The following is a 24,401-nucleotide window of genomic DNA, read 5'->3' on the forward strand; positions in this document are numbered from 1 at the left end:
TTTATGCTTTAAGGAAGATATTGATTATTGCCATCCTGGATTTTGTTTCAGGTTCGGATTGCGTTGTAAGTCGTTTAGCGGAATTGGGTAATAGTAGTTACGCTCCAACCATTTTCTCGGAATCTCGTTCATCCAAGTTAATTCTCCAGATGTGCCATTTTTTAACAACTGCGAGTTTACTGCATTACCAATTCTTGCAGAAACATCTACGTACGTTAAACCTGCAATACCTAAATTTGGGCGAGTTCCTTGGTAAAATGCAACGTCCATAATACCATCCTCGTTTAAGTCCATTGCTACATTAAGCGCCGGAACGTAAAAACCATTCCATTCTTGTGTCATCAACTCTCCACGTTTCCATCTTAAAATGTCGGCAAAACGCTGGCCCTCCAAACTTAATTCAATACCTCTTTCTCTTCTCACTTCTAAAATTGATGGATCAGAAATACCAGGAAAATAATTAGCGATTAAATACGGATCTGCAACAGTTGGCTTTGCGCTTAGTCCGCCAGTGATACCAGCTCTAGAGCGAAGCGCACCAATAGTTAGTGCCCAATCTGCATCCGTTAAGGTACCCAGTTCTGCTTTCGCTTCGGCATAGTTTAACAATACTTCCGCATAGCGGAATAAAGCAATAGCATTTGTGTTTAAGGCGCCTGCATCTAGTCCCATATCGTCTAACGTCCATTTAATTGGCTGATAACCGGTAAATGTATAAGAGAAAAGTGGCGGAGCCGGAACAAGCACTCCATTACTTACGCGTTTGTAATCGCCTAAGCGGATGGTTTGCTTTAACCTTAAATCGCGGTTCTTAACTTCGTCTTTAAAAACCATTGTTCTGTAGGCCGGATCGTTGGTATAAGGCGTACCATCTAATTTCAAATACGTGTTAATAAACGTGCGTGTAAAACTTGCTTTAGCACCGTAGGTTCCACTAGTCCACCACCAATTTGCCTCGTTTAATATACCCAAGTTTACATCCGCCACTGCGGCTTGCAAAACTTCGCTAGCTACAGGCGTATTGCTTGTAAATACTTGGCGATAAGATACCCCAGCCCCACCTGTTGTATTTAAAGAATATCCAGCTGTTTTTATAATGTTATCGGCTGCTGATGCCGCATCTTCTAACCATTTGTTCGCGGTGCTTGCTAAACCTAAATCGGTATGGTATTTTCTAAAGGTACCTTCAAACAAACAAATTCTAGATTTGTAAGCCTGCGCCACCCATTTAGTAATAGTGGTTCGGCTAGGGTCGTTTGTAGCTTGAATGTTTGCAACGGCGAAATTGATATCTGCCAAAACAGAATCCATTACCAATGCTCTTTTATCTCTGCCAGCATTTAATGCAGGATCTTCAATACTTAGCGGTTTTCCAATCCAAGGCACATCGCCGAAACGTTTCACTTTTTCCATGTAAAAGTAAGCTCTGAAATAGCGAGCAATACCCAAATAGTTGTTACGAACGGCAACAGGCACCGCCGGATCTTTACAGTTTTCTATAAAGTAATTGATGTTTCTTAAATCGTTCCAACTCCAGCCAGAGCTGTTATTGGCGCCAAATCCGCCTTCGCGAATAAAATCCTGCACTTGCCTAACCGCCAAATAATCTGACATGGCATCTTGACTAGTAGAGTTTCTTGGCAAAAAGCCAAAATTGTAGAAGGAGTTAGTATATAATTTAAGTCCGTTTTCTGTACCAAAAACAGCTTCTTTTGTAGCGGTAGATTGAGGGAGCTGATCTAGCTTGTTGCAGGCTGCTAAACTCATAACACCCAACAAAACCCATATAATTTGTTTTTTCATTTTGATCTTTCTAATTATCTATAACTTAAAATCCAATGTTTAATCCAAAGGCTATCGCTTTCATCAATGGATAATTGTAACCATCTCCATTGGTACTTCCAGAATTTAAATCCTGATCTGAAGGCACTGCATTTTCTACGTCGATGGTATTTTTAACAACTTTGTACATTGGCGAATAAGTGAAAAGGTTTTCTCCGGAGAAAAACACTTTTGCGCTACGTGCACCAATTTTATTTACCCATCTGTTTGGCAAGGTATAACCTACCTGAATGTTTTTCATTCTTAAATAAGCTACGTTTTGCAAGTAACGTGTTTGCGCTACACCCAAAGTACGGTTGGTATTGCTAGATGCTGCCCTAGACATGGTTCTTGGGAAATAAGCATTGGTATTTTCTGGTGTCCACATGTTGCCCAAATGGAAAGTTGGGATGTTGTTGTATGGCCTATTATATTGACCCCAGAACATTTCTGTTTCTGTACTCGGGTACCATTGTTGCTTGCCCACACCTTGAAAAAATACCGAGAATGAGAAGTTCTGATATTCTGCACCTAAGTTAATCCCATAAAGGTACCTTGCAGCAGAGTTACCTATAATTCTTCTATCGCCAGAGTTACCTACTTTATTTTCGCCAACGTTGATTAGTCCATCGCCGTTAAGGTCTCTTAATTTAATATCTCCAGGAAACCATTTGCCAGTTGGCGAAGCTCTCATTTGCGGATCTTGTTTAGCGTGCGAATCAATATCAGCCTGATCTATAAAGAAACCTTCAGTTTCATAGCCCCAAATCTCGCCCAGTGTTTGTCCTTCATAATAATCGCTTAACAACTTATCAGGATTATTGTATTTATCGATTTTGGTTTTGTTATCTGCCAAGGTTAACCTCACGTTATATTTGAAAGGTTTTGCTTTACCGAAACTATCATTCCAGGCTAACGAAACTTCCCAACCACGCGTAGTTAAATCGGCGTAATTACCTTTAGGAACCGCTGCACCAAATACTGCTGGAGGCGTTAAACCTGTAGTAAACATATCTGTTGTTTTACGCACGTAAGCATCTCCAGTGAAACTTAAACGACCAGAAAGCATGGTTAAATCTAAACCTAAGTTGGTTGTTGTAGAGGTTTCCCAAGTTAATTGCTCTGGTAAAACGGCAGGGATGCCTGTAGTTTGTGGCCTGGTTCCGTTAAGGATTACACCAGATTGGCTGATGTTAAAGGTTTCTTGAAAGGCGTAAGAATTGATGTTACCATTTCCTAAAGATCCGTAAGAACCTCTAATTTTTAAATCTGAAATTAATTTATCAGATACTTTCCAGAAAGATTCTTTGTTCACTCTCCAACCAGCAGAAACTGATGGGAAAAATCCGTAACGTTGACTTGCCGGGAATTTAGAAGAACCATCATAACGTGCGTTAACTTCTAACAAATATTTATCCTTGAATGAATAATTTAACCTAGAGAAACCTCCTAGAATAGCCCACTGCTCATAGCCGCCACCGGTAGTAATAGATTGGCCTAACGCCAAGTTAAGATCGGTAGCATCTTCGAAAATAATACCGTTTCGTTGTACAGCCAAACGTTTGTAGGTAGACTGCTCGTAATTGTAACCTACCATTGCTTTTAGGTAATGATCGGTGCCAAAACGGTTTTCGTATTCGGTAAAAATATTAGTTGCTAAGTAATTTGTTGTGCGTTGGTCGAATAATAAATCGTTAGTAGTTGTGCCTACATAAGCAATTACACCTGGCAAGTTGCTGTAAGGCACTTGAACTCTTTTTTGATTTCTATCGTTATTCGTATTACGGAAGGTAAAATCTGCATTTACCCGAAATTTGTTGTCGAAGAAATTGGTTCTAATCCCGGTAATGTTTCTAAACACCTCACGTCTAGTATTGATACCATTTTTGCCATACATAAAATCGCCAATGGTATAGGCTGATGCAAATGTTAATGATCCATCGGGGTTACGCAAAGGCATAGTTGGTTTACCTTCATCTGCGATATTTCTCCAAATACCGCCACCTTCTCCAACGTTAATTGGGTTATGGTAATTCATAACCGAGTAATCGGCGTTGTTATCTATGCTTAACCACGGAAATACTTGTATGGTTCCCCTAGCACGGATATTTTTCATGTCGTAATCATCGCTGTTGTACTTAAACAATCCATCTTGATTTAAGAAACGACCGGACACCAAAAACGAAGCCTTATCGCTACCACCACTTACAGAAATATTATTTTCGAAAGAAGCTGTATTTTTCTTGTACAACTCTGCATAATAATCGGTGCTACCGTAATAAACGTACTCGCCTGTAGCAGGATTAATTTCTACTTCATTATACGGTTGGCCAGATTCTACTCTTCGCTTAAATTCATCTAAATAAGCCTGCGAGAATTTTTGCGTTTTATTAGCATTTTGAGGAAAAGCGCCATCGCCATTTACAAAAGCCTCCGCAAACATCTTTGCCCAAGTGTAACCATCTGTAACAAAATCTGGAACTTGCAAGGGGCTTTTAATTGCGTAGTTTGATGTATAGGTTACATTTGTACGCCCTTTTTCTGCTTTTTTAGTGGTAATTAAAACTACACCAAAAACACCGCGAGCACCATAAATAGCTGCAGAAGCTGCATCTTTCAATACCGAAACACTTTCTATATCATTAGGATTTAGCAAACTCGGATCGCCTTCAAAACCGTCTATTAAAATTAAGGCATTACCACCCTGACCAATTGATGTGGTTCCCCTTACATTATAACTTGGAGATTGAGTTGGCTTACCATCCATCATCTTTAGGTTTAGATTGGGAATTAAACCTTGCAAACCTTGTGTTAAATTGCTAACAGGTCTGTTCTCTATACTTTTTGCTGTAATTTGATCAACCGCTCCAGTTGCATTTTCTCTTTTCTGCGTTCCGTATCCAACTACCAGAACCTCATTTAGCGAACCTGTTTCGCCTTTAAGAGTTACGTTTAAAGGCGTTTTCTCGCCAGCCTTTACTACCACTTTGTTTAAGGTAATAGTGGTATAAGAAATAAAGCTTATGGCAAGGGTATAGTTTCCGGCAGGTGCTGCGACAGTAAAAGTTCCATCTATGTTAGTTTGAACATTTCTGTTAAGCTCTTTTATAAGCACATTTGCTCCAGGAAGAGGCTCTCCTTTTTCGTCAACTACCTTGCCGGTAATACTTCCCGGATCTTGCTTGCTTTGCACATAGCTAAAATCCCGGTAGTTTTCGGCCGACCAGGAAGGAGCGCTAACCGCACTCGTTAGCAGGCATGCCATAGACGCATACACTGCAAATTTTTGTTTAAATAGTAAAGTTTTTTTCATTGTGTGTTGAGTTTTGTTTTCAGTTACTAAAATGTTTTAGTTTAACCGTAGGGGGCTTACAACGCCACAAAACTATTAGCCCAATATGAACGTTGCGTTAAGTTAGCTTAACTTCTTAAGTTGAGATGGAATGGCTACTTTATGCAAATAATTACCAGAAAGATGCTAAACAAGCTCATTATCAACACAAGCAGAAAAACGAGCATTTAAAGTTGATGTTATATTTAGATTAAGTGGGCTTAATTAATCCGTTAAAGACCGAATTGGTATTTGGACTGATGAGCAAAATTCGTTTAATGTAGCACCAATTACCCTTTTAAACTTGTAGCTATTTACAAACTACGAATCATAAACTGGAAATTTTTGAATTTGAAGTGTATGCTATAAAAGGCATCAACTTTGTTAGAAGCAAATGATTAGATAAATTTAATTAAGATGAACAAAGAAGAATATATAAAACAATTTACAGAAGATGACGCTGTTGGTTGGCTTAGTATAGATGCTGAATTGGATAAGATTTATCCCGACCAAGAGCCACAACATTTTGGTACAGTTATTAAATATATGTTAGGCGGCGAAGATCCACTGGATGGAATTAGCGTATACGAAAGCGATGCGCAAGAACCACATTATCACTTTGTAAGCTATGGCTTGTCTGAGCTTTATTACGACGAAGAAAAAGCAGGTGGTGAGTTCAGCAAATTTGGTTTTGAGCTAACTTTTAGGCTGAAAAAGGACAACAATGACGATTTTCACTGGGCGATGAATTTAATGCAAAACCTAGCCAAATATGTTTTTAAATCGGGTAAATGGTTTGAAGAATTTCATTTCATTCCAGCTAATGGGCCGATTAAGCTTGGATCGGCAACCGATATTACTGCATTGGCTTTTGTGGAAGATCCGGAACTTGGCAAGATTGAAACACCACATGGTGAAGTTACATTTTTGCAAATGATCGGCTTAACCACCAGTGAATATGATCAACTTAAACAAAATCCGAAGATAGCAGAAACGGAAATGTTAATTGATAGACTTAGAGCGCAAAATCAGTTGTTAATTACGGACTTAAACAGAAAGTAGCCTTGCTACATCAGTAAATTCCAGTCTGATATGAGCAAACAAATCTCGATAGAAGAAATTAAGGACAACCCCTATTTTTGGTATTTTTATATAAAGTGTTTTAGAGGATTTGATGATAAAAATGAGCTTAACCTTGATGAAGCATTAGCTGTAATTGACATTGATGAAGATGAGCTAAACAAATGGGAGAAAAATTTCCTTGCTAATTTAAACGATGAAAACATAAGCTTTGTAACTGGTGAACTTAATGCGGAAATGTCTTTTCAAATCGAATTTAGGGAGAACGAAATTGTGTTTTTCTTAAATGAAGTTTACATTGGTAATTTGGGTGGCCATTTCGAGGCCTGGTTTTTAACTTGGGACGAATTATTAGCTTTCGACAAGTATCCATCACTTTTTCTATTGCTTTTACCCATGACAGGGGTGGAGTTGCAACAAACGGAATTGGCAAAAGAGTTAACTAAAAAAAAAGTTGCAAAACATAGATGTGTTTGAGAAAAACGCGGCGTATATAACCTATTGCATTGTTAACGGATTAGTGATGGAACAACCTTTTGTTAATAGTGAAATTGGCTTGATCAATAATCAAAATCACAGTGTTCGGAATATCGAAAAATATCCCGACTACAAAGAGGATGTAAAAGAATTAAATGTAACCTTAAGGAAATTTGTTGAAACCGGACGGTAATTTAATAAGCTAATAAAGCAATCTAAATTTTATGGCAGGTACATTTTCATAAGGCTACGGCACATTTTCGTATGCACATTCGCAAATAGAAAATGTCTATCAATATATTGCCAATCAAGAAGAACACCACCGCAAAAAAACATTTAAAGAAGAATATCTGGAAATCCTTAAAAAATTTGAAATACAACATGATGAAAAATATTTGTTCGATTGGATCGATTTGTAATTTCACCCCTTCGGGGTTGGTTAACTTTTATCATTTGTTCTATAATAATTTCATCCCTTCGGGATTTTAGGTTACACATTGCAAAATAACGATTAACAAGACTAAAGAACCGATAGGATTATAGCATATTTAAATAAATTATAAAAATCTTTTTGTCCCTTCGATGTTTCAACCTTTCAAATTGCAATTTAGGTTTCTAAAAGTCCGAAGGACTGATAGGATTATAACATATTGTAAATAAATTATATAAAACCCCGAAGGGGTGATATTTTTGACACATCATTTTCAAAATCATGCTATGTTTGAAAAGTTAACAGCAGAAGAAATACTTGAAAAATTTCAAGAAAGAAAATCAATCTTAAAAAACATTAGTGCATTACCGAAATTAGATAAGTTTTATATTTCTTTCCTATCTAAATACCAAGGTTTAGAGATAACACCAGATATTTTGATTTTCGATTACGAAGAAGCCTTAAAAGAAAACAAATATCTCACCAATAACTATCCAACCATCAGTAACAAATTATGGATGGTTGGCAGAACTGGGCAAGGCGACGAATGGTTTCTTGACAAAGAGCGCAACACTATTTATTTCTACGACCATAACCTTGGCGAATATGTTAATGAAGCCCAATTTTTAAACTTGGGAATCTCATTTTTAAGCTTTCTGCAAATGGCTTATTTATATCAATCGCTTGAAGATTTGCTCGACGAAAATGAAATGCTTGATGAATCGGAGCAACATAACTTCATCACCATTATCAATTCTATTGCACCAAATTTATACGAACGTTACCCTTTCAAATATTGGTAAAATCATAATTCATCAACTATCTTCGCACTGCGAAACGATTGCAAAAAACACGAAATGAAGATTGAATATTATAGGCCAAAAAGTGACTTATTAAAAAAATACATTGCAGGTTATTACTTTGTTTCGCCAGATGAAAATCCTCAACCGCTACAATACTGGACGTTTCCAAACAACTATTTCATCACTTCGGTAAATATTAATACGGAGGTTACTTTGAGAAAAAACGAGATACTGATTGATGGTAGCGAGAAGGAGAATGTAATTTCCAATTTTGTATCTCGTTATATAAATCCAATAAAGATAACCTTTAGTGGGGTAATACACGAACTAACATTCTACTTCGAACCTTTGGGCATTAATCATTTTGTAAACGATGCCGAGCAACTCTACCAGCAAGAAAACGCCATTAACTTTGCTCCATCTACAGACTATCTTATGCTAATGAAAGAGATTTTGCTAATGGATAACCGCGATTTGCAACGCGATACTTTGGAAGCTTATTGGCTAAATAGATTAATGCCTAAAGATCTAGCAGTAATGGAGTCGCTTTTAGCTGACGTAGAGGCAGACCTTAAAATTGAAGAAATTGCAAAAAAGCATCTTGTTTCGAGGCAATACATCAACAAAATCTTCGGCAAATATTTAGGTAAATCGCCGTCCGAATACCGCAAAATACACCGTTTTAGAAATGCAATAGGCAAACAAAAAGACAGCAAAAACCTTACTTCCCTGTCTTATGAAAGTTTGTTCTATGATCAATCTCACCTTATTAAAGATTTTAAACAGCTTACCAACGTAAATCCGTTTTCTTTTTTTAAAAATGTGGATACGAAAAAGGAAAATATTTGGCTATTTATTTAGCGGTTTACATTTTTACAATTTTGGGTATTTCGGGTGCGCTAGTTTTGCATCGTTAATAAATATCCAACATGAAAAAACTAATTGGGTTCATTGCCCTGCTACTATCGCAAACCGTATATGCACAACAACCAAACTGCAACTGCGAAACAATTGTAACTAGACTTATCCATAAAGTGGAAACCGAATATCCTGGTTTTAGTGCAAAAACTACAGACCAAGCTAATTATAAGGAACATGTAAAGAATATTAGCGACAAAGCCAAAACTGCCGATGAGAAAGCTTGTCAGCAATTGCTAAAAAAATACACCGACTATTTTAAAGACCCGCACATGTTAGTGATGGCAAATGGCGCAGCAATAGTTACCGAAAGCCAAGCGAAAGGCGAACAAATAGCGATAGATATTAAGGAGTTTGAGCAAAAAGTAACTAAAACCAAAGATTTACTTGAAGGTGTATGGACTACGGCCGGCTATAAAATTGGCATTAAAAAAACAGATGCAAACCATTATATTGGTTTTATTATTGAAGCAGAATCTGCTGCTTGGAAACCAAAAGATATAAAGTTTAAAATATTTGCCAATGGCGATTTCGAATATGCTTTGAGAGACCGCAGCGTAAAAAAAGGCAAATTTGTTTCACCCGATGAAAATATCTTGTACCTAAACGAGGTTGATGTAGCGTTAATTAAACAGTTGCCTAAGCCAGCATTAAGCACAGTGGAATTGGAAGAAAAACTGAACAATACTGTAGGCTTTCACTTTAAAAAGCTGTCTGCAAAAACGTCCATCTTAAAACTACCGAGTTTTGAATATCACAACTTGAAAAAAATTAATCAGTTAATTGAAGGAAATAAAGACTTGCTGGAAAATAGCGAAAACCTCATAATCGATCTTCGTGGCAATCCCGGTGGCACCACGGATGCTTATCAGAAACTGCTTCCTTATATTTCTGGTAAAACGATACGCCATACAGGTGCCGAATTTTTGGCTACCCAAACTTATATAGACAACTTGGAGGCTTACAAGAAAACATTAGACAAAAACGTTTCTACCGAGGGCACTGATAAAACGATTAAAAAACTTAAGGAAAATTTAGGGCAATTTGTTAGAATGGGCGAGGCCATTGGGCCTATTTACATAGAAGAAGTTAAGATAGCGAAAAAGAGCCCGAAAAACATTATTATTTTGGTTAACAAGCTTACTGGGAGTTCAGCAGAGTATCTATTATTTGTAGCCAAACAAAGCAAAAAAGTTAAATTAATGGGCGCTCCGAGTTATGGTGCCTTAGATTATGGAAATGCTTTTGCCGTAGATTTCGGATGCGAAAACTACAAGGTATTTATGCCTACTTATAGAGCTTTACGTTTACCAGATTATCCCATAGATAATATCGGCATCCAGCCGGATGTTTATATAGATTCATCGGTAAAAGACTGGGTACAGTTTGCTGTAGACTATTTAGAGAACGATTAAAATAAGTTTCAATAGGCGAATACATCCGTCGGTAACGAAATGCCTTAAAACAAGAATGCCCCGAAATTTCGGGGCGTTCTACATAAATTTCAAAAAATTTTAGCGCACTACACTACCATTGTCAAACGTAGTTGTTGGGGCTACAAAAGTTAACTTGCCTTGCGCATCCTCAGCCATTAAAATCATGCCTTGCGAAACAATTCCTTTGATTTCTCTTGGAGCCAGATTAGCTAGCAAGCTTACTTGTTTACCTATAATATCTTCAGGTTTGTAAAATTCAGCAATACCAGAAACCACGGTACGTTCGTCTAAACCTGTATTAACAGTTAGCTTCAAAAGCTTTTTAGTTTTCTCTACTTTTTCTGCAGCGGTAATCGTGGCTATCCTAATATCCATCGCCCCAAAATCTTCAAAAGAAACATTTGGTTTTGCTGGTGCCAAAGTTGCATTTGCCTGCGCATTAGCTTCTTTGCTATTGTTTAACTTATCAATCTGTGCCTGCACTTCGCTGTCCTCAATTTTTGCGAATAGTAAAGTTGGCTCATTTAGTTGGTGTCCGCGTTTCAATAATTCAACACTACCTGCATTTGCCCATTGGTGACCACCATAATTCAGCATTTTCATCATCCTATCTGCCGTAAATGGCAAAAATGGTTCGATTAAAATTTCTAGATTGGCTGCAATTTGTAAACTGATATATAGGATTGTTCTAACCCTATCTTCGTCGGTTTTAATCACTTTCCAAGGCTCGGTATCTGCCAGGTATTTATTACCTAAACGTGCAACATTCATCACCTCTCCTAAAGCTTCTCTAAAACGATATTGTTCAATGGATGCGCTAATTTTTGCAGGGTACGCTTTTAACTCATCTATAACCGCTTGGTCTTGCTCGGTAAGTTCCATGCAAGTTGGCACCTTCCCATCAAAATATTTATGCGTAAGTACCGTAACGCGGTTAACGAAGTTACCTAAAATGGCAACCAGCTCGTTGTTATTACGAGCTTGAAAATCTTTCCAAGTAAAGTCGTTATCTTTAGTTTCTGGAGCAGTTGCTGTTAAAACATAGCGCAATACATCTTGCTTGTCCGGGAATTCCAACAGGTACTCATTTAACCAAACCGCCCAGTTTTTAGAAGTAGATATTTTCTGACCTTCCAAATTCAAGAACTCGTTTGCAGGCACATTATCTGCTAAAATATAATCGCCATGCGCCATTAACATAGCGGGGAAAATAATACAGTGGAAAACGATATTATCTTTACCGATAAAATGTACCAATTTGGTCTCCTCATCCTTCCAATATTCTTCCCAACCACATTTATCAACTTCGTTTTGGTTAATGTAGTATTCTTCTGCCTTCGGGTTCCAAACATCTAATTTGGCATAATTACAAAGTTCTTTTGTAGCAGAGATATAGCCAATAGGCGCATCAAACCACACATATAAAACCTTGCCATCAGCACCTTTAACTGGCACTTTTACGCCCCAATCTAAATCCCTTGTCATCGCCCTTGGCTGCAAACCTGCATTTAACCAACTTTGGCATTGCCCATAAACATTTGGTCGCCATTCTTTATGGCTTTCGATATAGGCTCTTAATTTATCTTCGTATTTATCTAGTGGCAAAAACCAGTTTTTAGTTTCTTTGCGTACAGGTGGCTCGCCAGAAAGTGTAGATTTTGGATTGATTAAATCCGTAGCGTTTAAGGTACTTCCGCAGCTTTCGCACTGATCGCCATAAGCATTTTCATTTCCGCACTTAGGGCAAGTACCCGTAATGTATCTATCGGCCAAAAAAGTTTGTGCTTTTTCGTCGTAGTATTGTTCGGTAATTTCTTCGGTAAACACACCGTCTTTGTACAGTTTTTCGAAAAAATCTTCGGCCGTTTGATGATGCGTTAACGATGATGTACGGTGATAAATATCAAAAGAAATTCCAAAATCCTTAAAAGAATCGCCTATAATTTTGTGGTATTTATCTACCACTTGTTGTGGTGTAATTCCCTCTTTTTTGGCTTTTAACGTAATTGGAACGCCGTTTTCATCAGAACCGCAAATAAACTTAACGTCTTTTTTATTAGAGCGAAGAAAACGTACGTAGGTATCGGCAGGTAAATAAACACCCGCTAAGTGACCAATATGAACCGGACCATTAGTGTAAGGCAAAGCTGCCGTTACGGTATATCTTTTAATTTTACTGTTATCCAAAACTATTTATTTATTTTGGCAAAGATAAGTGTTTTACCTATGATTAAACAGCCACCATATTTAAAAAAGGGCGATAAAATTGCAATTGTTTGTCCGGCTAAAAAATTACCAAAAAGTATTGCCTACGGCATTTCGATTTTAGAAAGCTGGGGATTAACCGTTATACAGGGCAAAACCGTTACTGGCGCACACCACCAATTTAGCGGAAGCGATGAAGAACGAACCGCAGATTTGCAACAGTTTTTAAACGACCAGAGCATAAAAGCGATAATTGCCGGAAGAGGTGGTTATGGCACAATCCGAATTATCGACGAATTAGATTTTACAGCATTTAGCCAGAATCCAAAATGGCTAATTGGCTTTAGCGATATAACGGTTTTATTATCGCACGCTTTTGCCAAGTTAAATACTCAAAGCATCCACGGGCAAATGCCTTATACGTTTGAAGATAGCACGCCAGAGGCGATTGAAAGTTTGCGTGCTGCCCTTTTTGGCGAGGATTTGGCTTACAATTATAAAACCGAAGGTGGCAGAGAAGGCAAAGCCGAAGGAATTTTAATTGGCGGAAACTTGAGTTTGCTTATAGCGGTTGAAGGCTCTGTTTCGGCGATGGATTTTAAGGATAAAATTTTGTTTTTGGAGGAAGTTGGCGAACATGAATATTCGATAGACCGAATGATGCGAATGTTAAAACGAGCTGGAAAATTAGCACAATTAAAAGGTTTAATTATCGGCGCTTTTAACGAAGTTGGCGAAGAGTCTATCCCCTTTGGGCAAACGCCAGAAGAAGTGATTTGGGAGCTGGTAAAGGAATACGATTATCCGGTGTGCTTTAATTTCCCTTGCGGACATATAGATGATAACCGAGCAATGGTATTAGGTAAATCCGTATCTTTAAGCGTTAATAAACAAAGTGTAGATTTAAAATTTTTATAGCAAATGGCAATTTTTGATAGTTTAGGTAAATACCGCAACACCGGATTATTAATTTTAAGAGTAGGTTTGGGTATTATGATGATGACCCACGGTTTCCCGAAACTAGCTGGTGGCCCACAAGGCTGGGAAGGACTAGGTGGCAGCATGAAAGTTGTTGGTGTAGATTTTTTACCAGTATTTTGGGGCTTTATGGCTGCCGTTGCCGAAGGTGTTGGCGGTTTATTGTTGGTGTTAGGTTTATTCTTTAGACCAGCTAACGCGATGCTAGTTTTTACCATGATTATTGCAGCATTAGTTCACTTTGGCAAAGGCGATGGTTTAAGTGGCGCATCGCATGCTATTGAATTAGGCTTTGTCTTTTTAGGTTTGATATTTATCGGCCCAGGAAAATATAGCGTAGATAAGAAGTAATTCTATTACCGGTTTTGAGTTGCCAGGTAACTCATTAAATAAAAAAGGATGAATGGCTTATTCACATTCATCCTTTTTTGTTATTCATTTTCAGCAGATTCCTCTCCGGCTTTTACCGACTTAAAACTATTCACGCTTTAAGCTTTAGTCTTTTAGCTTTTCCCTTATCTAATTAACCAAAAACAATGCATTCGTAAACATTTGCTTTCCATTTTCCCAGAAAGAGCGGAATAAAACATCGGTACCCAAATAAACAATGGTTCCTTTGCCAGATTCTTGCACGCCAAACAACATTCCTGTGGCTAGTTTTTTCTTTACCTTATCTCCGGCAACACCGGCCATGTAACTATTAGGTTTAAGCGTGCCTACGTTCCAGCCGTTTTGCAAAGGTTCGTAAATCTTTTCGTCGGTTTTTAACGTGTAATAAAATTTGCCCAGACCCAAAGAAAGCGGATGCGTTTGGTCTAGCGCTACTTTATAAATAGCCCCCGGAATAGAATTCTGTAAATCGTCTTTATCCTTTTCGCCATACTTGCGCTCCATTTCCTTTTCTTCTTTTTGCGTGTATTCTTTCTTTTTTATATCAAATGGGCGTTTGCCAATAAAAGGACCAATTGCATCCTCAATTAAAATTACTTTTCCGCCGGCGGTAATCCAGCCACTTAGTTGTTCGGCTAGTTTTTCGCTGTAACTTCCATCGGGTAATATAAGAACGTTGATTTTGTTTATGTCTAAATAAGCTACAGACTGCGTGCTAATCATGCTAATTGGGTAATTCAATTCTTGCTCAAAAAAGTGCCAAACTTCTCCAACACCTTGTGATGAAATACCCTCGCCACTTACCACCGCAATTTTTGGTGCTGTTAATAAGCGATAAACAGAAGACCCGAAATCCTTTCCTTTTTCTACGTAACCGCTTGCTATCGGAAAAAATGAAATATTAAAATCTTTCGCAATATTGCTCATCACTTTGTTAAAACCTGCATTTGCCCTTTCGTTTTCTGTACGATAAATTAAAAGCGAACCTACCGGATAAATTTTACCGCCGATGGTAAATGCCTCTTCTGCTATGCGCACCTTTACCTTTTGCTTTTGCAAAGCTACCAAGGTTTGCGCATCCGCAACCGATGTCCAAGGTAAAACCCAGGCATAGGGCTTGGCAATAGTAGGCACAGCATTTTTTTGTTCTTCAATAAAAGTAAAACTTCCTGTAACCGCTTCCTTAACGGCGTAGGCATTTAAGCCATAGGCATAAGGCAAAGCCCAAGCTGTAATATCGTAAGTATTCGAATCGCTTACCATTGTTTGTGGCTCAAAGAGCACACTTGCAAGCACTGCTTTTGGTTGTTGCAGGTTAACAATCATGTCATTTCGATCTACCTTAAAACTCTCCGTTTTTTGCGATTCAAAATTATAGCCGTTTAATGTTCTATCGGCTCCAAAAGAAAATTTGATATTGTTTTTGGTTAGCAGTTCGCCCAGTTTATGCAATTTTGCAGTATTGCTGGCTTTAACAATATAAGTGTTATAATTGCCGGGCGGATTTACCGACAATTGCTCAAAATATTTTTTAAACTCATTTACCAACTTGCTCGCATTTCCGGAAACGCTTTCTAAAGTAGCCATTGAGGTCGTAAAATGATGATCAATCCTATCTTTAAGCGTTAGCGTATCGCCGTCGTTCGTAATAACTGCTAAACCAGCTCTAATTCCTCCCTGCTCGTAAGTCATGCCGATAGCCCCATTATAAAGCGGGTAAGTATCGCCGTAAGATGGGTAAAGCAAATCGAAACGTTCTTTTGTAAAGTATTGCCAGCCATTTTCATCAAAGTATTTGGCATTGTTTTTACCAACTATTACCTGAAATTCTCTTTGCCAAGGTGTAACATCCTGATGAACCGGCTCGGCCGCAGGCGCAAAATAATAGGGTTCGTTATAACTTTGCTCATGAAAATCTACATGCACTTGTGGCATCCATTTATGGTAGGCAACCATTCTTTGCTGCGTTTCAACCTGCGTTTGCCAAGCCCAATCGCGGTTTAAATCGAAATAATAATGGTTTGGTCGGCCACCGGGCCAAGGTTCGCTGTGCTCCCTTGCAGTTGGGTCTGGATTGGGGACTTTACCGCTAACCATGTTAAAATTGCTTACATAACGGTCTCTTCCGTCAGGATTTAAGCAGGGGTCGATAATTACAATCGTGTTCTTTAACCAATCTTTTATATTGGCATCTTTCGCTTCGGCCAAGGTGTAAAGCACTTTCATAGCCGTTTCGGTAGAGTTTGCCTCGTTACCATGCACATTATAACTTAACCACAAAATAGCCGGTTGTTTAGCTAAGTTCGTTGCCTTTTTTTCGGCATTTGCCAAACTCAAATTGTTCTTTCGCAACTCTTCCAACCTGTCCATATTCTCTTTAGATGATACTACAGCTAACAAAAGTTCCTTTCCCTCATAACTTTTGCCATAACTTTGCAACTGCATATTTTTGCTCGTCGACGCTACTTTTTTAAAGTATTCTACCACGCGGTAATGGGGCGTAAACTTAGTTCCTAATGGGTAGCCCAAAAACTCGTCGGGACTTGGGCTTTGGGCAAAAACAACCTGAAAACCAAAAAACAGCAGGCAAACAAAAGCAAAGAATTTCTTCATAAAAAGGGAATATTTATCAATAATACTAAAAATGCCTTACAGTTTTACTACAATATTTGTAGCGCAAAGCCACTGCTATTAACTCAATTTCTTCCCGCCAAAGCTTCAATCTTTAACAAATCGCCAAGGCGATTTTTGTTAAAGAATTTACGCGTATGTCGGGGCTAGTTTTCTACTTTGTGCAATTGGCAGGCTTTTATTGAACAAACTGTTGTTAAATAAACCTGATAGCGCCAAATAGCCCGCGTCCCGATTTTTTCGGGAGCGGCTATAGGCAATAGCAGGACTGTGGGGACCATTGGGCACTAAAACTGATTTACTAATAAGAGGCACCCCACAACTCTTTTAAAAAAGAATATTTTATTTGTCTTTGCATTTGTAATTTTACCAATAACATTTATCCGCTTTGCGAATGACAACTACAGAACAGCTTTATCAAATTTATTTACAGCACCCAATTGTTAGTACAGACACTAGGACCATTAGCGACGGCTGTTTATTTTTTGCACTTAAAGGCGATAATTTCGACGCAAATACTTTTGCAGCACAGGCGTTGGCACAAGGCGCAGCTTATGCAATTATCGACAATAAAGAGTTTGCGGTAAGCGATAAATGTTTGTTAGTTGCTGATGTGCTGGGCAGTTTGCAGGATTTAGCTAAACACCATCGTTCGCAATTGAACATTCCGGTAATTGGCTTAACAGGCAGCAACGGCAAAACCACCACAAAAGAATTAATTAGAGCAGTTTTAGCAGAGCGATTTAAAACTTTTGCTACTAAAGGGAACTTAAATAACCATATTGGCGTACCGTTAAGCATCTTATCTATGCAGAGCGATGTAGAAATTGCGGTGATAGAAATGGGTGCAAACCATCAAAAAGAGATTGAATTTTTATGCGAAATTGCACAACCTACACATGGTTTAATTACCAATGTGGGCATGGCGCATTTAGATGGTTTTGGCGGTTTTGAAGGTGTAAAAAAAGGCAAGGCCGAACTGTTTGCTTACCTAAAAGCACACCATGGATTTGCTTTTATTAATAGAAACAATCCGTATTTGTTAGAGATGAGTAGTAAAGCCGATTTGAACAAAGTAGTTTACTACGGTACGGATAAGGAAAACAGTATTAGCGGTACGCTAAAACACAGCGACCCGCTAATTGAATTTGAATGGGCTACGGCCGATAAAAGTTACAGCGCCAAGGCAAACCTAACGGGAACTTACAACTTCGAAAATATTCTTGCCGCTATTTGCATTGGCAATTTCTTTGAGCTTAGTGCCGAACAGATTAACAATGGCTTGGCTAACTATTTTCCTAATAACAACCGCTCTCAACTTACCAAAACAGAAAACAACACGGTTATTTGCGATTTTTATAATGCTAACCCGAGCAGTATGACCGCAGCATTGAACAACTTAGAGTCGTTAAAAGCGCCGCACAAAACGGCAATTATTGGCGATATGTTTGAGCTTGGCCCAGAGGCGCCAGAGCAACATAAATTAGTGGCAGAATTAGCTTCAAAAAACAAAATTGACACTTTGATTTTTATCGGCAAAAATTTTAACGAGTATAAAAAAAGTTTAAAAGGGCTCTTCTTTTCTACTCCTGCAGAGGCCAAAGACTATTTGCAAGCCAATCCACCCAAAAACAGTTTAGTGCTTTTAAAGGGAAGCAGAGGAATGGCGTTGGAGCAGTTGTTGCCTTTGTTGTAGGATATTGATTACACCATGCAAGTTTATCTAGAAAAAATTGTCATTCCGACTTCGGAGGAATCTGCAAAGCAAACCACCCTTATGGATTCTTCGCTCTGCTCTGAATGACAAAAATATTTTTTGTTCGGAGATGTTGCCTAAGCTGTTCGAGATGTTAGCGTAGCACATCTCGAAATAAAAGATAAAAGCGGATTTGAAATCCGCGTTAACATTTCGAGATTGCTTGAAAAATCAATATATCTAGCCTTATAGATTCCTCGCTGTGCTCTGAATGGCAAAAACTCTTACTGCATTCTTTCCAACGCTGATTTCAAATCGTCTTTAACGTTTTGTGGCGTTGTGGCATTAGAAATTAAAGCATTAGCTACTTCTTTAAACTTTGGTATGTCGTTGCTTTTAATGTAAATAACAGCCTTTACAAAATCTTTCATATAAAGCATATCCGGAACCGTAGCCCAGGCCTTCATTGTTTCAAACTTCTTTAAGGTTGCGTCCAGTTTTCCGCTTTGCGCTAAACTTGGTCCTGCCGTTAGTAATGCATTAGAAATTTCATCTATTGAAACCTTTTCCGGCACAGCCGAAATAAGCAAATCTAAAGATGTTACCGCTGAATCGATATCTTTCTCGCCAATGTAAAACTGCGTTTTAAAAAAATTGAAAAGGAAAAAGGATTTACTAGCCGCGTATTTATCTAACACCGATTTTACAACTTCGAAATCCAACTCCTCATCGCTGGTTTGTTGCGCTGGGGATAAAGCATAAGAAAACATCAACGCAATCATTCTTTGCTCAACCTCGGGGGCGCTATACATTCCAGTTGCTATAATTTTCTCTTTATTGGCAATTACGTACGCTAAGGATTTTTCTTCCGAGAAACTAACTGCTCCGTTCATTACCAAGGCAATTAAATCCTTGTTGCCTAAAATATCCGCTTGTTTTTCAAGGTATTCTTTTGCAACATCAGGAAAACTTTCGTCTCTCATTTGTACCGCTTGTTCTGCAAATTTTGCAAACTCGGCATTGCTCATTTGCAAGGCCTTGCTTTTAAGCGCATAATACTGTTCGGCCGGATTAACGCCTGCTTTACCTAAATTAACAAATTCGGGAGCCTCGATAAAGCCAATTCCTTTGTGCAATAACTCGCCATTGGCACCAATAAACAAAAAAGTTGGGTAAGCCGTAACCTGATATTGTTCGGCCAATTTGGGACCTTCGCCTTTTTCCATATCAAACTTTACGTTAATGAAATTGGCATTATAGAAATCGGCAACGCCCTGATCTTTGTAGGTTTCGGCATCCATTTTTTTACAAGGACCGCACCATACCGCGTAGGCATCTAAGAATATAATCTTGTTTTCTTTTTTGGCCTTCTCTAAAATACTAGCCCAAGCTGGGTTGTCCTGAAAATTGATTTCGGCTGCAAACCCTGCAACCGTTGCAAATAAAAGGAACATTGTTCCTAAAAAGTTCTTCATTTTACTGTTCTTATACGGCAAAAGCCTTATTAATTAGTTGTTACTGGTACTACGGTTATGCCCACGTCACTTACTCCTGTTAAGGGATTATCTCGCATATTTTGCTCAACCTCTATATCAAATTTGCCCGCAGCCAGAAAACGATAGTTGGTTAGTAACGAAAATTTACTCGTAAAAATATCTCCAGAGCCTTTACCTAACCATTCGCCATCATTTTTAGCCAGTTTAAACTGGTATCTGTTAGTTTTATTTAAACCGGCGCCTTTTAATTTTACCAATACAAAAAGGTTCGCATAGCGATAATCAGCCGTATGGCGTAATTTGAAATAAATATTATAAGCCTGATTCGGATCTTTGATTTCTACACTGGCCTTCGTGCTTTTTGCATAAGTCCAGTTGTTATCAACCATGTTATCGTTAGTGTCTACAAGTGCGTTATTGGTACAGCCAACAAACAAGATCGATACAAAAGATAACAACCAGAAATACTTAATCTTATTCATTAGGTGTTGATGCTGATGGATTTGACGGCTTATTTTTATTTCTGTTTTTGTTACGGTTTCTGTTATTTCTATTTGGTTTTGGCGCATCCGTAGGCGTTGCTCCAGCATCTGCTAAAGGTTTTGGTTGTTGAGGATTTGCTTGTGGCTTACCTTCTTTTGCCTGAGGATTTTGCTTAGGTTGCTGAGGTCTTGGGCCTTGAGGCTTCTGTCCTTGTGGTTTTTGCCCACCTTGGTTAGGTTTAGCTTGCTGATTTAGATTTGGCCTAACTTGCTGTGCTTTTTCGCCCTGTTGTGGTCTATTACGATCGTTTCTTTGCTGATTTGGCTTGTTATTATTACCACCGCTTTTATTGTTACGGTTGTTACGATTTCTGCTCTTATCATCTAAACGCGTTAAACTATCCTGACCAACCACGTTTTCGTAATCGTGTACTTTTTCTACAACAACGCTGGTTTTAAGTTCAACAGCTTCATCTTTTAAGTTAACCGGTTTCTCGCCTTTTTTATTCATTGCCATGATTTCTTTTACACGGTCAACTTTTAGCGGAATCCAGTCTTCTTGGTTAGCATAACTAAACCACATTAATTTCTTAAAAATATCTGTTTTTTGGTGGCGAGCCACACCAACTTCAGTTTGCAAAGACTCAATACGATCCGGAATGTCTTTAAGCGCATCTAAATAGGTATCCAACTCGTAATTTAAACAACACTTTAATTTACCACATTGTCCGGCAAGCTTAAGCGTGTTTAAAGATAAGTTTTGATACCTGGCGGCAGCCGTAGAAACAGTTTTGAAATTGGTTAGCCAAGTAGAGCAACACAATTCGCGTCCGCAAGAACCGATACCACCTAAACGACCAGCTTCCTGGCGCATACCTATTTGGCGCATTTCAATCCTAATACGGAAAGTTTCGGCCATTTTTTTAATCAGCTCCCTAAAATCCACACGTCCTTCGGCAGTGTAAAAAAAAGTAGCTTTGGTCTTATCGCCTTGATAATCTACATCGCTAATTTTCATCGAAAGGCGTAGGTCTAAAGCAAGGGTACGTGCCTTATGCATCGTTTCCCACTCCATATCCTTTGCCAACTTCCATTTATCTACGTCAGCTTCTGTAGCTTTACGATAAACTTTACGCGTAACCTGATCTATAGGTGTTTTTCTGCGTTTCATTTGCGTACGCACCAATTCGCCAGTTAGCGAAACGTGACCAATGTCATATCCGCCAGTTGCACCTTCTACCGCAACTAGCTCTCCAATTTCTAGGTAAATATTATCGTTATTTAAAAAGAACTCTTTTCTAGCGCCCTTAAACTTAACTTCTATAACCTGAAAAGGTTTATAATTAGCAGGCATATCCAAATTAGATAGCCAGTCGTGTACTTCCATTTTTTGGCAACCTCCAGTAAGGCAAGAGCCATTACTTTTGCAGCCTGCGGGGGCACATCCTCCACCCGTCGAGCAACTTCCACATCCCATATTATCCGTATATATATTGAGTCCCCGTGGGGAGCGTTTTAAACTTAATTATTTTAACTATTTGTAAAGATACATCTAAAAACAGAATTTTTGGGTTAGCATTACGCTCTATATGGTAATGTGCCTGCTCCAATTCGTTTATTAATGCTTCTACCATAGGCAATGTTAGTACATGTTGCGACAACTTTTTAGCCACCTCAAGCGTTTGGTGCGGTAATTTAACCAAATCATCTGCCCCACTTATAATTAGGCTGCACTCACGTAAAAAGTTTATGCCATAGCGTAAAAAATTCTTTTGGTTCTCTCTGCCCCACTTCGCCATGTCTTCGGTAAAGTCTATCATGGCGGGTACTTTATTAGAAAAACCCATACGCAACCACTCGGCAAAATGGCCGGCATTGTTGTTCGGGGTGTCTTGCAGTAGAGCTTTAGCCGCAATTAAATTTCCGTCTGCCAAAAAACTATACTCGCTTGCTTGGTTTTCTGATAGGCTTGCTTTTTGGATAAGGTAATCTTCAATTTTCTCATCGCCTAGCTTAGGTATTTTTACAATTTGCGTACGCGATAAAATGGTAGATAAAATTTGTTCCTGATTTTGAGCTACTAAAATAAACAGCGTATTAGCAGGCGGTTCTTCAATTATTTTAAGCAAGGCATTTCCCTCTTTGTCCAAAAACTCGGGCAACCACATAATTAGCACCTTGGTTTCTGCCTCGAAAGCTTTGTAGCTTAATTTTTTAATAATATCATGACATTCGCCAATGTTAATATTTGCTTGTTTATTATCTGCACTAAGTTTAGAGCGCCAAATATCCAAGTCGAAATAAGCGTCTTCCAACAGCATTTCTCGCCACTCGCTTAGTACATCAGTAGCTATTTTTATAGAAGCCGATGCAAAAAAAGGATAGGAGAAATGTAAATCGGGGTGTATGTATTTTTCATACTTTCTGCAAGACGAACATTCGCCACAACTATCGTTTGCCAACTTATTACTGCAGTTTATAAATTGGGCATAAGCTATGGCTAATGGCAATGCACCGCTACCCTGAGGCGACAAAAACAATTGCGCATGACTAACCCTGTTTTCTAAAACGGTGTTAATTAACTGTTGCTTAACGCCTTCCTGTCCGAGTATATCTTTAAACTGCATTGCTGCAAAATAAGAAATAGATATGAGTATTGAGATAGGAGATGCGAGAAAATAGTTAGCGCTGAAATTTCGTGTTTCATTTTTTTCAGAAAAGCAGGGCTCGGTGTTTCATCGAAGCCGAAAGCCCCGCCATCCACTACAATCTTTTTTGATATGTCCTTCGACTTTGCTCAGGATGACAATCAAAAAAGGATTTTCGTTACTGTCTGGTTTAAGTTACGCAGGTTTTTGCCACAGAACAGACGTTTATGCCAGTTCTAACTTAGAGCGGTAAGCCTTAGTAAAATAGACCCGACAAAATGGAAAACCCGGAATGGAGCACAGCGAAATGAGGATTTGAAATGATGGCGGGACAGCAGTAACCGAAAAGAACTGGATATGATCTTCAAAAAAAAAATAATCGCAAAAAATAAGTTTTGTTTACCACAGACCATCGGCTAAAAACCTATTATTTTAAAAACCTTATCTTTGGCGTTTTAAGATTTATGGCTCGTATTTTAGCTTTCGATTATGGTACAAAACGTGTAGGTATTGCCGTTACAGACCCATTGCAAATTATTGCAACTGGTTTAGACAATATACATCCCAAAGATATTATCGAATACCTAAAAAAATACTTGGCTACAGAGCAGGTTGAGGCTTTTGTAATTGGCGATCCTATACAAATGGACGGCTCCCCATCAGCATCAAAGCAACATGCAAAAGGATTTTCTACTTTGCTAAAAAAGAGTTTCCCAACTATACCGCAATATTGGGTTGATGAACGCTATACCTCTAAACTAGCCGAGCAAACCGTTATGCAAAGTGGCTTAAAAAAGAGCGACAGAAGGGATAAAGCCCGAGTTGATACCATTGCAGCGACTATAATTTTGCAATATTTTATGGAACAAAACCGTTTATAAGCACAATGATTAGCGAAGAACTACAACAATTACTGTTAAATTATTGCGAGCCCGACGATGCGTTATTGCAACATATTGATAGGGAAACCAACTTAAAAGTGCTATTGCCTAGGATGCTAAGTGGGCACTATCAAGGCAGGGTTTTAAGCATGATTAGCAAAATGAACAACCCTAAACGCATACTTGAGGTAGGCACTTTTACCGGTTACGCTACGCTTTGTTTGGCAGAGGGTTTAACAGCCGACGGGCTTATTTACACATTGGATGTTAATGCCGAACTTGAAGATATGGTACGGGGCAATTTTGCTAAATCACCTTTAAATGATAAGATAAAATATATTATTGGCGATGCGCAAGAAAGCTTAAAAAGCCTTACTGCCGAAACATTTGATTTGGTTTTTATTGATGCCGACAAAAAGAACAACGGTACGTATTACGATTTGGTTTTCGACCAGGTTAAACCGGGCGGTGTAATAATTGTAGACAACGTACTTTGGAGTGGCAAAATATTAAACCAAGCGCAAGATAAAGACACCAAAAACATTAATAGTTTTAACGATTATATTAACGCCGACCAACGAGTTGAAAAATTAATTTTGCCTGTAAGAGACGGGCTTTTAGTGATTAGAAAAAAATAAGTTAAATCGCTTTTACAATAGCTAAGCAATGTTTTTAAGATTGCTTATGCTATGCAGTAG

The 24,401-nt window shown here is 38.4% G+C and carries 19 protein-coding genes; 11 read left to right on the forward strand and 8 right to left on the reverse strand.

Features of this window, described 5'->3' with window-relative positions; all coding sequences use genetic code 11:
* Nucleotides 1-24: 24 nt before the first annotated feature.
* Both DUT69_RS01170 and DUT69_RS01175 read right to left on the reverse strand, forming a co-directional pair.
* Complete coding sequence (locus DUT69_RS01170) at nucleotides 25-1,803, reverse strand: RagB/SusD family nutrient uptake outer membrane protein (RefSeq protein ID WP_113651307.1); 1,779 nt, start codon at nucleotides 1,801-1,803, stop codon at nucleotides 25-27.
* Between the two features lie 25 nt (nucleotides 1,804-1,828).
* On the reverse strand, nucleotides 1,829-5,134 hold the full coding sequence (locus tag DUT69_RS01175) for a SusC/RagA family TonB-linked outer membrane protein (RefSeq protein WP_240186625.1): 3,306 nt from the start codon (nucleotides 5,132-5,134) through the stop codon (nucleotides 1,829-1,831).
* 435 nt (nucleotides 5,135-5,569) lie between these two features.
* Here DUT69_RS01175 and DUT69_RS01180 point away from each other — a divergent pair, with 435 nt between their 5' ends.
* The 6 genes from DUT69_RS01180 to DUT69_RS01210 all read left to right on the forward strand — a co-directional run bounded on the left by DUT69_RS01180 (nucleotide 5,570) and on the right by DUT69_RS01210 (nucleotide 10,275).
* The gene (locus DUT69_RS01180; RefSeq protein WP_113651308.1) at nucleotides 5,570-6,214 is read left to right on the forward strand and encodes a suppressor of fused domain protein; all 645 of its coding nucleotides are present in this window, start codon (nucleotides 5,570-5,572) and stop codon (nucleotides 6,212-6,214) included.
* A gap of 30 nt (nucleotides 6,215-6,244) precedes the next feature.
* Nucleotides 6,245-6,709, forward strand: a complete 465-nt coding sequence (locus DUT69_RS01185; protein WP_113651309.1) for an Imm19 family immunity protein — start codon at nucleotides 6,245-6,247, stop codon at nucleotides 6,707-6,709.
* Nucleotides 6,702-6,902, forward strand: coding sequence for an Imm19 family immunity protein (locus tag DUT69_RS19525; RefSeq protein ID WP_162796146.1), 201 nt, complete (start codon nucleotides 6,702-6,704; stop codon nucleotides 6,900-6,902). The genes DUT69_RS01185 and DUT69_RS19525 overlap by 8 nt, the downstream gene beginning before the upstream one ends.
* 524 nt (nucleotides 6,903-7,426) lie before the next feature.
* On the forward strand, nucleotides 7,427-7,942 hold the full coding sequence (locus DUT69_RS01200; RefSeq protein WP_113651311.1) for an SMI1/KNR4 family protein: 516 nt from the start codon (nucleotides 7,427-7,429) through the stop codon (nucleotides 7,940-7,942).
* A 54-nt stretch (nucleotides 7,943-7,996) separates the two neighbouring features.
* Nucleotides 7,997-8,803 carry a helix-turn-helix domain-containing protein gene (locus DUT69_RS01205; RefSeq protein ID WP_113651312.1) on the forward strand — a complete coding sequence of 269 codons (807 nt, stop codon included), beginning with the start codon at nucleotides 7,997-7,999 and terminating at the stop codon, nucleotides 8,801-8,803.
* 68 nt (nucleotides 8,804-8,871) lie between these two features.
* Complete coding sequence (locus DUT69_RS01210; RefSeq protein WP_113651313.1) at nucleotides 8,872-10,275, forward strand: S41 family peptidase; 1,404 nt, start codon at nucleotides 8,872-8,874, stop codon at nucleotides 10,273-10,275.
* A gap of 99 nt (nucleotides 10,276-10,374) precedes the next feature.
* Here DUT69_RS01210 and metG read toward each other — a convergent pair whose 3' ends face one another.
* A complete protein-coding gene (gene metG / locus DUT69_RS01215; RefSeq protein WP_113651314.1) occupies nucleotides 10,375-12,483 on the reverse strand; it encodes a methionine--tRNA ligase in 2,109 nt (702 codons plus the stop codon).
* Between the two features lie 39 nt (nucleotides 12,484-12,522).
* On the opposite strand from metG, the gene DUT69_RS01220 reads away from it, so the two are divergent.
* Together DUT69_RS01220 and DUT69_RS01225 are read left to right on the forward strand one after the other, a co-directional pair.
* Nucleotides 12,523-13,419: a S66 peptidase family protein gene (locus tag DUT69_RS01220; protein ID WP_113651315.1), complete on the forward strand. Its 897-nt coding sequence runs from the start codon at nucleotides 12,523-12,525 to the stop codon at nucleotides 13,417-13,419.
* A gap of 3 nt (nucleotides 13,420-13,422) precedes the next feature.
* Nucleotides 13,423-13,830 carry a DoxX family protein gene (locus DUT69_RS01225; RefSeq protein ID WP_113651316.1) on the forward strand — a complete coding sequence of 136 codons (408 nt, stop codon included), beginning with the start codon at nucleotides 13,423-13,425 and terminating at the stop codon, nucleotides 13,828-13,830.
* A gap of 168 nt (nucleotides 13,831-13,998) precedes the next feature.
* Here DUT69_RS01225 and DUT69_RS01230 read toward each other — a convergent pair whose 3' ends face one another.
* Nucleotides 13,999-16,482 (reverse strand): M14 family metallopeptidase, encoded by a 2,484-nt coding sequence (locus DUT69_RS01230; RefSeq protein WP_113651317.1) that lies wholly within the window; start codon nucleotides 16,480-16,482, stop codon nucleotides 13,999-14,001.
* 412 nt (nucleotides 16,483-16,894) lie between these two features.
* Here DUT69_RS01230 and DUT69_RS01235 point away from each other — a divergent pair, with 412 nt between their 5' ends.
* The gene (locus tag DUT69_RS01235; protein ID WP_113651318.1) at nucleotides 16,895-18,196 is read left to right on the forward strand and encodes a UDP-N-acetylmuramoyl-tripeptide--D-alanyl-D-alanine ligase; all 1,302 of its coding nucleotides are present in this window, start codon (nucleotides 16,895-16,897) and stop codon (nucleotides 18,194-18,196) included.
* A 284-nt stretch (nucleotides 18,197-18,480) separates the two neighbouring features.
* Here the strand turns inward: DUT69_RS01235 and DUT69_RS01240 are convergent, their stop codons facing one another.
* The 4 genes from DUT69_RS01240 to DUT69_RS01255 are packed head-to-tail and all read right to left on the reverse strand — an operon-like array spanning nucleotide 18,481 to nucleotide 22,801.
* A complete protein-coding gene (locus tag DUT69_RS01240) occupies nucleotides 18,481-19,671 on the reverse strand; it encodes a thioredoxin family protein (RefSeq protein ID WP_113651319.1) in 1,191 nt (396 codons plus the stop codon).
* A 29-nt stretch (nucleotides 19,672-19,700) separates the two neighbouring features.
* Complete coding sequence (locus DUT69_RS01245) at nucleotides 19,701-20,174, reverse strand: gliding motility lipoprotein GldH (protein ID WP_113651320.1); 474 nt, start codon at nucleotides 20,172-20,174, stop codon at nucleotides 19,701-19,703.
* Nucleotides 20,167-21,651 (reverse strand): regulatory iron-sulfur-containing complex subunit RicT, encoded by a 1,485-nt coding sequence (ricT, locus tag DUT69_RS01250; RefSeq protein WP_113651321.1) that lies wholly within the window; start codon nucleotides 21,649-21,651, stop codon nucleotides 20,167-20,169. The genes DUT69_RS01245 and ricT overlap by 8 nt, the downstream gene beginning before the upstream one ends.
* Nucleotide 21,652: 1 nt before the next feature.
* Nucleotides 21,653-22,801 carry a DNA polymerase III subunit gene (locus DUT69_RS01255; RefSeq protein WP_113651322.1) on the reverse strand — a complete coding sequence of 383 codons (1,149 nt, stop codon included), beginning with the start codon at nucleotides 22,799-22,801 and terminating at the stop codon, nucleotides 21,653-21,655.
* 485 nt (nucleotides 22,802-23,286) lie between these two features.
* Here DUT69_RS01255 and ruvX point away from each other — a divergent pair, with 485 nt between their 5' ends.
* Nucleotides 23,287-23,703: a Holliday junction resolvase RuvX gene (gene ruvX / locus DUT69_RS01260; RefSeq protein ID WP_113651323.1), complete on the forward strand. Its 417-nt coding sequence runs from the start codon at nucleotides 23,287-23,289 to the stop codon at nucleotides 23,701-23,703.
* A 5-nt stretch (nucleotides 23,704-23,708) separates the two neighbouring features.
* Complete coding sequence (locus tag DUT69_RS01265) at nucleotides 23,709-24,341, forward strand: O-methyltransferase (protein WP_113651324.1); 633 nt, start codon at nucleotides 23,709-23,711, stop codon at nucleotides 24,339-24,341.
* Nucleotides 24,342-24,401 lie beyond the last annotated feature (60 nt).

Origin of the sequence: Pedobacter namyangjuensis (genome assembly GCF_003313325.1) — a bacterium.
Lineage (GTDB): Bacteria > Bacteroidota > Bacteroidia > Sphingobacteriales > Sphingobacteriaceae > Pedobacter > Pedobacter namyangjuensis.

Bases quoted from the DNA above. Each gene is read 5' to 3' on its own strand.
- DUT69_RS01170 (WP_113651307.1), bottom strand. From the start codon at position 1,803: ATGAAAAAACAAATTATATGGGTTTTGTTGGGTGTTATGAGTTTAGCA.
- DUT69_RS01175 (WP_240186625.1), bottom strand. From the start codon at position 5,134: ATGAAAAAAACTTTACTATTTAAACAAAAATTTGCAGTGTATGCGTCT.
- DUT69_RS01180 (WP_113651308.1), top strand. From the start codon at position 5,570: ATGAACAAAGAAGAATATATAAAACAATTTACAGAAGATGACGCTGTT.
- DUT69_RS01185 (WP_113651309.1), top strand. From the start codon at position 6,245: ATGAGCAAACAAATCTCGATAGAAGAAATTAAGGACAACCCCTATTTT.
- DUT69_RS01200 (WP_113651311.1), top strand. From the start codon at position 7,427: ATGTTTGAAAAGTTAACAGCAGAAGAAATACTTGAAAAATTTCAAGAA.
- DUT69_RS01205 (WP_113651312.1), top strand. From the start codon at position 7,997: ATGAAGATTGAATATTATAGGCCAAAAAGTGACTTATTAAAAAAATAC.
- DUT69_RS01210 (WP_113651313.1), top strand. From the start codon at position 8,872: ATGAAAAAACTAATTGGGTTCATTGCCCTGCTACTATCGCAAACCGTA.
- DUT69_RS01220 (WP_113651315.1), top strand. From the start codon at position 12,523: ATGATTAAACAGCCACCATATTTAAAAAAGGGCGATAAAATTGCAATT.
- DUT69_RS01225 (WP_113651316.1), top strand. From the start codon at position 13,423: ATGGCAATTTTTGATAGTTTAGGTAAATACCGCAACACCGGATTATTA.
- DUT69_RS01230 (WP_113651317.1), bottom strand. From the start codon at position 16,482: ATGAAGAAATTCTTTGCTTTTGTTTGCCTGCTGTTTTTTGGTTTTCAG.
- DUT69_RS01235 (WP_113651318.1), top strand. From the start codon at position 16,895: ATGACAACTACAGAACAGCTTTATCAAATTTATTTACAGCACCCAATT.
- DUT69_RS01240 (WP_113651319.1), bottom strand. From the start codon at position 19,671: ATGAAGAACTTTTTAGGAACAATGTTCCTTTTATTTGCAACGGTTGCA.
- DUT69_RS01245 (WP_113651320.1), bottom strand. From the start codon at position 20,174: ATGAATAAGATTAAGTATTTCTGGTTGTTATCTTTTGTATCGATCTTG.
- ricT (WP_113651321.1), bottom strand. From the start codon at position 21,651: ATGGGATGTGGAAGTTGCTCGACGGGTGGAGGATGTGCCCCCGCAGGC.
- DUT69_RS01255 (WP_113651322.1), bottom strand. From the start codon at position 22,801: ATGCAGTTTAAAGATATACTCGGACAGGAAGGCGTTAAGCAACAGTTA.
- ruvX (WP_113651323.1), top strand. From the start codon at position 23,287: ATGGCTCGTATTTTAGCTTTCGATTATGGTACAAAACGTGTAGGTATT.
- DUT69_RS01265 (WP_113651324.1), top strand. From the start codon at position 23,709: ATGATTAGCGAAGAACTACAACAATTACTGTTAAATTATTGCGAGCCC.